The organism is Nitrospirota bacterium, from assembly GCA_020846775.1.
GTDB lineage: Bacteria > Nitrospirota > 9FT-COMBO-42-15 > HDB-SIOI813 > HDB-SIOI813 > RBG-16-43-11.
The window spans coordinates 21,205-32,086 of the sequence record JADLDG010000047.1 but is presented as its reverse complement, the minus strand read 5'-3'; the positions used below and the strand labels follow the sequence as shown (position 1 = coordinate 32,086).

Here is a 10,882-nt window from a genome sequence, read left to right as displayed (position 1 = left end):
TGGCCGGCCATCCTCTCAGACCGGCTACCCATCATTGCCTTGGTAGGCCATTACCCTGCCAACAAGCTAATGGGACATGAGCCCATCTTGAAGCGATTACCCCTTGCGGGGATCCTTTAAAAGGGAATGACTATCGTCCCCCCTTTCTCATCCAGTATTAGCTCCCCTTTCGGGGGGTTATTCTGGTCTTCAAGGCAGGTTACCCATGCATTACTCACCCGTGCGCCACTTTACTGGGGGTATTGCTACCCTTTTCTCGTACGACTTGCATGTGTTAAGCACGCCGCCAGCGTTCGTTCTGAGCCAGAATCAAACTCTCCAAATAAACTATAAAACCCGATCAAAAAAGTGCACGCTATTTAGTTATCAAAGACCAATTTTTTTCTTAACACAGCGCCATCTGCTTACCAGCCTGCCACTGCTTCGAATCATCACCTATCCCTACAGGCGAAAGCTAATAATAATGAATTCAAAAGTATTTGTCAAGAGATTATTTTAATAAATCTTCTTTTCCCTATTTTTATTATCTGCTCCTGTCCGGGATTTAAATCCATATCACTATGTGATACCTTTACGCCATCTATCTCAACTGCGTTCTCCTTAATAAGCCTGACAGCCTCTGAATTACTCTTCGTCATACCTGAGGCAGTCAGAACGTGCGGTAACCATCTTTTTTCATCTGGCACAGTATATTCGGGGATTTCTGCAGGCAGACTATTTCTGCCGGAAAAGACTCTCTCAAACTCTTCCCTTGCCTTAATGGCTTCATCTCTGTCATAAAATCGCTCTACAATCTCCTCTGCAAGTCTTTTCTTTGCCTCCATAGGGTGGGCAGATTTAACTTCATCCATATCCCTCGATGTCAAGAGCTCATAGTATCTTATCATAAGCTGATCATCTATAGACATGATCTTACCGAATATTTCCTTTGGAGATTCCTCAATGCCGATAAAATTCTTCTGGCTTTTACTCATCTTCTTGATTCCATCAAGGCCTTCAAGTAAGGGCATCGTAATAACCACCTGTGGTTCCTGCCCGTATTCTTTCTGAAGATCCCTTCCAACGAGGAGATTAAACTTCTGATCAGTTCCACCTACCTCGACGTCAGCATTCAACATGACAGAGTCATAACCCTGTACCAGCGGATACAGGAACTCATGAATACCTATAGATTGTCCTGTACTATATCTTCTTTTAAAATCTTCTCTTTCGAGCATCCTGGCTACAGTATATTTAGCGCATAAATGAACGATCTCTTCACCGGACATGCTGTTCATCCACTGACTGTTAAACACAACCTCTGTTTTTGATGGATCAAGAATCCTGAAGACCTGTCTTTTGTATGTAGCTGCGTTTTCTAAAACTTCTTCTCTTGTCAACGATTTTCTCGTTTCGGAGACACCGCTGGGATCGCCGATCATACCAGTAAAATCGCCAATAAGAAAGATTACCTTGTGTCCGAGTTCCTGAAATTGTCTGAGTTTGTACAATAAAACCGTGTGCCCTAAATGCAGATCAGGCATAGTAGGATCAAAGCCAGCCTTTATTTTTAAAGGGGTATTCTCTCTCAGGGCTTTTTCAAGTTTTACTGCCAGAAACTCTTCTGATATGACTTCAACTGACCCTCGCTTTATAAGGTCAATCTGTTTTGCAACATTGTTCTCCATGATAATCACGGTGTCAGCTACTTCACTTCTTCAATATAGTTCTGATATTCACCGGAGTTCATTAATTGACTGATATCTTCAGTGTTATTCATCTCTATAACTGCAATCCATCCCTTTCCGTAAGAGTCGTCATTGATAATTTCCGGCGTATCACCAAGGGCACTATTTACCTCAATAATCTTACCCCCAACCGGGGCCTCAATTGCTGACGTCGTCTTAGTTGATTCTATCTCTCCAATGACCGCATTCATCTTAACCTCAGAACCTGTCTCAGGCAGTTCTACATAAACTATATCACCTAACTGTTCCTGAGCATAATACGTAATTCCTATTTTTGCTTTCTTACCATTTGCCTGCAGCCACATATGATCCTTATGGTACTTCAAATCATCCGGATACATCCTAAAACCTCCTAAAATAAAATTTCCATTCTTCCAAAGAAATATGGTATCTCGAAATCAGCAGATGCCTGAGAGTCCGAACCGTGAACTACATTGAACTCTATGCCTTCGCCAAAGTCAGCTCGTATTGTACCTTTAGCTGCTTCAGCCGGATTCGTTGCGCCCATTAGCTCTCTGTTTCTCCTGATTGCATTGTCGCCCTCGAGAACCATTGCCATTATTGGCCCTGAAGACATATACGTAGACAGGCTGTCATAAAATGGCCGATCCTTATGAACCAAATAGAAACCTTCTGCATCCTTCTTTGAAAGACACAACATCTTTGCGGCAACCACTTTAAGACCATTCGATTCAAAACGTCTTATTACTTCACCAATAAGATTTCTTCTTACACCATCGGGTTTAATCAGCGAGAGAGTCCTCTCCTTCATGCGTTAGCCCCTCCCCTGATAATTCTCGACCTTCTCGAGAGTTTTTTTTTCTGGGCTAAAACATTGTAAATTTCAAGCCTGTTAAATTTATACTTAAGAGTACTAATAGGAATACCAAGCGTGTTTGCTGTCTTTGTCCTGCTCCACCTCTCCTGCTCCAGGGTCTTTAAAATAAAATTCCTTTCAAATGTCTTACATGCCCTGTCAAGAAGACCATCTTCAGTCTCTGCCTTTACCTTCTCGTTTATATAATAGTCAACGGGGATATCCTCCTGAGAAATGAAACTACTGTCGGCAATAGCTACGAGCCTTTCCATCAGATTTTCAAGTTCACGGATGTTTCCCGGCCATTTGTAATTCATCAATATTGTCAAGGCCGAGTCAGTAATTTTATTTACATCCTTTCTGAAGCTCTTACTGAATTTATCCATAAAATAACGGATAAGCTCAGGGATATCTTCTGTCCTTTCTCTTAACGGGGGAAGCTTTACAGGGACGACATTTATTCTGTAATACAGGTCTTCGCGAAAACTTCCTTTCTTGACAGCATCAGAAAGATCGGCATTCGTAGCAACAATCAACCGCACATTTACTTTGACGGTCTTGTTACTTCCAACCCTCTCAATCTCTTTATCCTGAATCAGACGCAATAGCTTGCTTTGAATATCGTACTTAAGACAACCAATTTCATCCAGGAAAAGGGTGCCGCCATCTGCAAGCTCAACCTTACCATACCGTTGCCTGACAGCTCCGGTAAAAGCCCCCTTCTCATGCCCAAAGAGCGTACTTTCCATAAGATTCTCAGGTATGGCGGACAGATCTACAGTTACAAAGGGTTTATCACTGAGATTACTCATTTTGTGAATATGTCTTGCCATAACCTTCTTACCTGTACCGGTATCTCCGAGCAACAATATGGTTGAAGGAAGTTGGGCTATTTTACTTAAAGTCTCATATATCTGACGCATGACTACACTCTGACCGATTATAATCTCTGTCGTTGAAAGTTGTTCAACTTCACTTCGAAGATAGCAGCGCTCTTTATAACATTCAATACGGTCACGCAATCTGTCAACCAGGGTTAACAACTCATCAGGATCAATATCCTTGGTAACATAATTGTATGCCCCGAGCTTCATGGCGCTCACGACTACATCAATATCTTTAAGAATTGAAATAACCATGACTTCCACCTGAGCATACTTATCTTTGATTACCTTCAATACATCAAGACCATTAATATCAGGAAGCTTCAGGTCCAGCAAAACAATATCTATATTTTCCTGGTCCAGTAAGCGAAGTCCGGCGCTTCCGCTGGATGCCGTTGACACCGTGTATTTATCCTTCAATATTGTTACAAGAAATTCACGCATACTCTGATCATCGTCTATTACTAATATCTTTAGTCTTTTGTCATCCATGTTAACTTCTCTCCCTTTTTCATTTTTTTGTTAATACTATATAAAAGCATATTATCAATAAGAGTGCAAGTAGTCTTCAAACATTTATTACAATTTTTACACAGTTATTATTTGCCGATTGACAGTAAAAACCCTCATATGTTAAAAATGAGCTCATACAATGTCCATGTGACAGGTGTCAGGATCAGGTATTATGTAATAACTCCTGTCAAAACTATAAAGAATATCTCTGGCAGACAGGAATGCAGACAAGGCTGACGACGAGAAATACCGTAGACAAACTTCTCCGGGTAATACTCAAAAATGTCCAGATGCAAGGACGGAGGGTGGATTTGAGAGGAGGCGTACTTTTTAGTACGTTGAGTCTCAAATCCACCCTCCTGACGCCGCTGATGGGCGTTTTTCAGTATTACCCAGCCGGGGTGGTGGAATTGGTAGACACACGGGACTTAAAATCCCGAGGACCGCAAGGTTCGTGGGGGTTCAAATCCCCCCCCCGGCACTAAATTTACTAAAGGTGATGGGGTTCACCTTATAACCGCCTGAGACGGCTGATAACTCCTGTCTGCAGCTGATAATGCTTTCGAAAAACTTATGAAAGCAGATATTGTCCCTTTATTAGTCGGTCTTTTTTGTATTCCTTTCAAGCCTTCTCTCTCTGAAGGTAGGGGTCTCAATGGATCCTGCATGCATCCCTTATAGCCGGGACAACACTCTCTGAAACATCAATCGCTGTTGTTTACTCTGCCCCTGTTGAAACCAACCTGTCGCAGACCGAGGTCGGAAAATTCATTATTGCATCAACTTTCATCGCAATCTTTGTTGCTACGAAATTTTCACATTATATCTTTGATAATCCAAGGTTTAAAAACAAGGTGATAGAGCCAGAGATCAAATATATACTCCTGCTGCACCTCCTTCTGGTATATTTTGCTAAAGTCGGGAGCGGACACGCTATCCTTCCCGCCTTTATTTTGATAGCAGATTAAAACTTGGCTTGACAATCTTCTTTTTTATGATTATAATTTGGACATTTATTTATACCTATACATTTTCAATTTTTTAACCACATCAGCTGAGACATCACTTCATGGACACACCTGCGATTAGGTATATAATTTGCAAGCTTTAACCATCAATAGTTTATTTATTTTACAGGAGGGTGGAATTTTCAGAGCCACCAAATAAGTTTATGAGTGACAATCTACCTTTTTCAGTACGCAAAAAGGGCAACATAGCCATACTGGATTTATATGGAAAGCTTATTGGAAGCAGGGCAGTTCATCTTAAAGATGAACTGCGCCAGTTGCGGGAATCAGGTATTTCAAGTGCAGTCCTGAACTTTCAGGGTGTCTCATCTATAGATTCTCTTGGGGTCTTTGCTATTCTATCAGGCCTTGAAAGCGGTCTTATTACCAAGATTTTCCACATGAATACCAATTGCAGGGACATCTTTGAGCAACACAACAAGACGCATGTAATTCCTATTCTGGGATCTGAAGAGGAGGCAATAGAGGGAACAAATGAGGTTCCTGTCATAACCAAAGAGTTGAGGAAATACAAGCGTGTCAAAACAAATATTCCTATAGAAATATCCATAGGTTGTCAACTACAGCAGGGTGTACTCCTGAATGTAAGTGAAAGCGGCGCTCTTGTAGGATTTCTGGACTCACTGACGGAAGACCAGAACAGCATCAGGCATATTAACATAATAATGAATGTGCCTGTTATCGGCTCAATAGAGCTGGAGGGGAAACCTGTTAGGTTCAGCGAGACCAGCGATATGCACACAGTTGGCGTTGAACTGATTTCAGCTGAGAAAAACTGGAGGCTTATTAAGCAAGTATGTGAAATTAATACACAACTATACCAATAGACCATCTAACCCAAATCAGAACTATTCCATTCTTATCTTCTCTTTTTTATTATGTTTTTCTATTATTGACATTATCACAACATGTAGAGTAATATAGTTAAGTTAACTATTAGCACTTCAAAAAAATAATCCAATTAAAAGGAGCTACTTCCCTCCTATGGAGCTCTTCTGGGAAAAAGTATTAGGGTTAAGGATAAGCAAAAAACTCGTTGAGGTGTGCAACAACTGGGGATTTAATATCCACTACTACAACAGCATTGGCCAGGAGATTAGAAGCGTTTACAAATCTGATGCCTCGCTCTGCAATTTTGTTGAACAATCACCCCTCGGTAAACAAGCCTGCAACAACTGGATTAAGAAACTCACATCTGAAACATTAGAAACGAGACAACCTGTCATAGACAAATGCCCTTCAGGCCTCACGGGACTTATAGTCCCGATTCTTAACAGTGAGAACTGCCTGGGATATGTAATGGCTGTTGGAGTTGTGGATCGTACGCTGGGCGATAAGGAGATTGACGACCTTACGAATGATGCACTGCAATTAGGTATAGATGCCGTTGAGTATGAAAACAAGCTGAGAGATGTCCCCGTTGTTACTTCAGAGAAATTAGAGGTATTTAAAGGCTTGCTGCAGACCATGGTCGAAGAGATGGTAAGCTACCAGAGGGAGATAACCAAAGAGGAGCACCCAAACCCTCTGATGGAGATGCAGAAAAAATTCGATTTCTCCAGTGTCGTAGGGAAAAGCGCCCCTCTTTTGAGAATATTCGGGACTCTTGAAAAGATTATACCAAGCGACAGCACTGTACTCCTGCTCGGTGAAAGCGGGACCGGCAAGGAAATGATAGCCCGGATAGTTCATTTTAACAGCCCTCGCAGAGACAAGGCCTTCATTGCAGAAAATTGCAGTGCCTTTAGTGAAAACCTCCTGGAGTCCGAACTGTTTGGCCATGAAAAAGGCGCTTTTACAGGTGCAATTGTCCAAAAAAAGGGGCTTTTTGAATTGTCTGACGGCGGTACTTTTCTCTTGGACGAAGTCGGTGATACAAGCCCTGCACTCCAGACAAAACTTCTCCGCGTGCTTCAGGATGGCGTTTTTAAACGCGTTGGCGGTACAAAGTTTATACATGTTGACGTTCGCATTATTGCAGCTACAAATAAAGACCTGAAGAAGATGGTGGAAAAGGGGACATTCAGGGAAGATCTCTATTACCGTTTGAATGAGATAAAGATTCACCTGCCGCCTTTACGTGAGCGGACTGAAGATGTAATCCTGCTTTCAAATTATTTCCTTACAAAATTCTGTACAGAGCGTAACATACCTGTTAAGCAACTGTCTGAAGAGGTACTTGAATACTTTTCAAATTACAGTTGGCCTGGCAATGTAAGAGAACTGCAAAATGAGATAAAGAGGACTACACTGTTATCCGGTTTTGATACAGTCATTCACAGGAAGCTAATCTCACCCAATATCGTGGAAGAAGTAGAAAAAAAATCCTATTTAAAGAAACCCAAGGCAAGCGGTACACTAAAGTCAATTGTAGAAAATATAGAGAGGGATGTAATACGTGAAGGGCTTGAACGGACAAGCTGGAATAAAAGCAAATTGGCCAGGGAGCTTGGAATCAGCAGAAAGAATCTGATACTAAAGGTAATTAAGTACGGTCTTGAAAAAGTCGAGAAAAAACGACGCAGTTGATAGCTTATCAGACTAATTACACACCATATGTATTAAATATATACACCTCAATAAATTCTTTAAAAACAAAGCGTTAACAAGTCGGAACATTATCCCGGTCATTTCCGTATAATATTAACACATACATAGCCTGTTCACACTCAAGAAAAACACCTTGACATTTGTTGAGCAAATCATGTAAGAAGAAACAGACCTTTTATACGTCATCAATGAATAGGCTCACAAATGGTCTTAAAATGCGAGGCGTGTCACCCTGAACCTTGCGCAGAACTCGTTTCAGTTTTGATTATAAATCTCATATTTAAAGATTGCGAGAAATTTGGTATGACAGGAAAATGAGACTGCTTTTAAGAATAAACATTTTTTAGTTTATTTTTCCAATAGTTACAATGGCATGCTTGTTGCTAATTTAGTAATGTAGATTTATCCCCCTTTTTAATAAAAGGGCCGTATTTATCCCGGTATTAACAATGGGAGGGGATATTTACATAATGAAAAAAAACTATTTATTAGTACCGGTCGTTTTAATAGGAATTATTTTGCTTATAACAATATCGGCAACAGGTAACTCAATGATAGGTTCCAAGCATGACCTGGGTTATTTAAATCAAAGGGCATTCGGGAGTAACGTCGGTCCCATGCAGGGGACAGCATACATTGACTTCGGCGAAATATGCATATACTGTCATACACCGCACAATGCTGATCCCGTTGCCCCTTTATGGAACCGCCAGTTGCCATCTCATTCAAGCTATAAGCTATACACAAGTCCAAATTTTGATTCCCAGAATAATGGTCCTGACGGGATATCTCTCGCATGTCTGTCATGTCATGACGGGACCGTAGCTGTTGACGCAGTTGTAAATCAGCCAAGAAGCCGGGAAATTACAGACACGGGAGTCCACTATCAAATGAAACCAGGTAGTGCAGAAGCTGGTGGAAATGCGTGTGGAAAGTGCCACAGCCAGAACTCGGGCGCTTATGGCGGTATGTCAGGAGCACATGATGCAACACTGAAATATCTGCAGACTGACCTGACAAATGACCACCCGATTTCTATTAATCTCCCTTCCTATAATATTGACCCGGGGTTTAACCAACCAGCTTTAATAACCAAAGACGGCGGGAGGGAATTCCCTAATGGAGTGAAGACATTTGCCGGCGATAAAATTCAGTGTGCATCATGCCATAACCCACATGACCCGGATGAAAGAAATGCAGAAGGAAGGGACCCGTTTTTACGGGCTTCCAACAAGTCAAGTTCTTTGTGTTTGACATGTCATCAGAAGTGATGATAACCCTCTCCTTTTACCGGAGGGGATAAAAAGGGAGGGCGAAGAAATAAGGATACGTTATTTTATATGGACAGTAATAGTAACTGCGACCATCACCGGTTGCGCAGGCAAACAGAAGGAAGGGGATCTTATTTGGCCGCTGCCCCCGGATCCACCAAGGATTAAGTATTTATACAGTATTTCGTCCTCTGATGATGTTAAGGAAGAGACGTTTTTGAATAAGTTGAAAGAAGTAGTTATTGGGCAGGATGTGGCATCTTCTTTAACAAAGCCATACGCAGTACATGCTGACAGAGAAGGCAGAATCCTGGTAGCAGACAGCGCATGGGGCAAGGTGCTTGTTTTCGACAAGAAGAATCATAAGTTTTCAGTTATCGGCACGAGTGGCTCAGGCATACTTAGCAAACCACTCGGGATTACTACAGATTCTATGAACAATGTATATGTCACAGACAGCGCCCAGAACAGGGTAATCGTTTACGACAGGGATGGGAATTTTATAAAGGCTCTGGGTAAACAGGGGACATTTGAACAGCCTGTTGGAATCGCCTTAAATGAAGAGGCAGGTCGAATTTTTGTAGTAGATACAAGGAACCACCATGTACAGGTGCTCGATATGGATGGCAACATAATAAAAACAATAGGTCAGCGGGGAACTATGGATGGGGAGTTTAATTTTCCTACAAATATTGATATTGGTAAAGATGGTACGGTATATGTAATGGATAGTTTTAACTTTCGTGTTCAGATCTTTGATGCCGATGGGAAATTTCTCAAGAAGTTCGGGGGAGTAGGAACCGGCTTAGGTATGTTTTCAAAACCAAAGGGGATAGCCATTGACAGCGATGGCGATATCTATGTAGTAGATGCTGCATTTAATAATGTACAGATATTTGATCGTGATGGACGGCTGCTTTTACCTTTTGGAGAAATGGGCACGAGTCCCGGGCTCTTTTGGCTGCCTGCCGGCATGGATATTGATGATGAAGATAACATATATGTAGCTGACCAATATAACAGACGTATAAACGTATACAAGTTTTTGGGAAGTGGCACAACTACAAACCCAGACCCCAAAACAGGAGGTGAAGATGAAAACAACAATTAAGTCAGAAAATATTCATAATCAGAAAGGAGGTGAAAAGAAAATGAAGTATTCAAAATCAAAGCTTGCAATTGGAGCTGGCATTTTTACTCTGGCCGCCGTCGCTTTTATAGGCAGCAGCTGGGCTACGGAGAATGTGCGTCAAACCAAGCATAACTTATCGGTTTCACGAACCATAGACAACAACCTGAAGTTTTCAGAGACAACGGAAGTATGCGTGTTCTGCCATACGCCTCATGGCGGAAGGACAGACGTGGCAGGTGGTTCAGCCCCTTTGTGGAACAGAGCCCTATCTAAAGCAACATACGTTATTTATGATAGCCCGAATTTTGATGACGGTGCGAATAATGCAGGACAACCACGGGGTGTATCTGTAGCCTGTTTGTCATGTCATGATGGGACCGTAGCATTTGACTCACTGGTCAATCTCTCTGGTTCAGGGGGATATATTGCTGGAAACGATATCGGTGGTGTCGGTAATGTCAGAGCTGGCTGGACTGCTACAGGGACATATGTGACTGATGGGAAAGTGGTAGATGGTGCATTTGCTGCTCCTGCAGGACCTTTTCCAATGTTGGGAACAGATCTTTCCAATGATCACCCTGTCAGTATGAGGATCTGCAATGGAACAACAGCGCATGACCCGCAGTTTGAAGAAGCATGCACCAACTCTTCTGCCCCTACTAATAATCCAGGCATTCTGAAAATCTCACGTGGAGGAACAAGAGAAGTTCCTACTGATATCCGGGATACTATAAGGGCTTATAAATCGGATCCGACAGGTGACGCAAGTGGATGGTATATCGAATGTGCCTCATGTCACAACCCTCATGAGGGTACAGCTACACGCTTCCTGAGATATCCGACAGCTACACCTCAGGAAAAAACGGATTCCGGACTAGGGCTTGCTACAGCAGAAACGGACAGGAATAAAGGTAGTTTAGTCTGTCTTAGCTGCCATCAGAAATAGCGGGATGAGGAACT

At 42.0% G+C, this 10,882-nt stretch carries 9 protein-coding genes, 1 tRNA gene and 1 rRNA gene; 6 read left to right on the top strand and 5 right to left on the bottom strand.

Annotation, left to right across the window (positions count from 1 at the left end):
- The 5 genes from IT392_07515 to IT392_07495 all read right to left on the bottom strand — a co-directional run.
- Positions 1–325 (bottom strand): 16S ribosomal RNA (locus tag IT392_07515); the annotation flags it as partial.
- A gap of 157 nt (positions 326–482) precedes the next feature.
- Positions 483–1,667 (bottom strand): tyrosine--tRNA ligase, encoded by a 1,185-nt coding sequence (locus tag IT392_07510; protein MCC6544333.1) that lies wholly within the window; start codon positions 1,665–1,667, stop codon positions 483–485.
- Between the two features lie 17 nt (positions 1,668–1,684).
- Positions 1,685–2,068, bottom strand: a complete 384-nt coding sequence (gene gcvH, locus IT392_07505) for a glycine cleavage system protein GcvH (protein MCC6544332.1) — start codon at positions 2,066–2,068, stop codon at positions 1,685–1,687.
- Positions 2,069–2,079: 11 nt separating this feature from the next.
- Positions 2,080–2,499, bottom strand: a complete 420-nt coding sequence (gene ndk, locus IT392_07500; protein MCC6544331.1) for a nucleoside-diphosphate kinase — start codon at positions 2,497–2,499, stop codon at positions 2,080–2,082.
- Positions 2,496–3,920: a sigma-54-dependent Fis family transcriptional regulator gene (locus tag IT392_07495; protein ID MCC6544330.1), complete on the bottom strand. Its 1,425-nt coding sequence runs from the start codon at positions 3,918–3,920 to the stop codon at positions 2,496–2,498. The genes ndk and IT392_07495 overlap by 4 nt, the downstream gene beginning before the upstream one ends.
- 416 nt (positions 3,921–4,336) lie before the next feature.
- Between IT392_07495 and IT392_07490 the strand changes: the two genes are divergently transcribed.
- From IT392_07490 to IT392_07465, 6 genes are all read left to right on the top strand, one after another.
- Positions 4,337–4,422, top strand: a tRNA-Leu gene (locus IT392_07490).
- Between the two features lie 660 nt (positions 4,423–5,082).
- On the top strand, positions 5,083–5,796 hold the full coding sequence (locus IT392_07485; GenBank protein ID MCC6544329.1) for a hypothetical protein: 714 nt from the start codon (positions 5,083–5,085) through the stop codon (positions 5,794–5,796).
- A gap of 157 nt (positions 5,797–5,953) precedes the next feature.
- Positions 5,954–7,498 (top strand): sigma 54-interacting transcriptional regulator, encoded by a 1,545-nt coding sequence (locus tag IT392_07480; protein MCC6544328.1) that lies wholly within the window; start codon positions 5,954–5,956, stop codon positions 7,496–7,498.
- 491 nt (positions 7,499–7,989) lie between these two features.
- Positions 7,990–8,790, top strand: a complete 801-nt coding sequence (locus IT392_07475; GenBank protein ID MCC6544327.1) for a hypothetical protein — start codon at positions 7,990–7,992, stop codon at positions 8,788–8,790.
- Between the two features lie 217 nt (positions 8,791–9,007).
- The gene (locus IT392_07470; protein MCC6544326.1) at positions 9,008–9,901 is read left to right on the top strand and encodes a 6-bladed beta-propeller; all 894 of its coding nucleotides are present in this window, start codon (positions 9,008–9,010) and stop codon (positions 9,899–9,901) included.
- Positions 9,885–10,868, top strand: coding sequence for a hypothetical protein (locus IT392_07465; GenBank protein MCC6544325.1), 984 nt, complete (start codon positions 9,885–9,887; stop codon positions 10,866–10,868). Before IT392_07470 ends, IT392_07465 begins: the two co-directional genes overlap by 17 nt.
- The last annotated feature ends 14 nt before the right edge of the window (positions 10,869–10,882 follow it).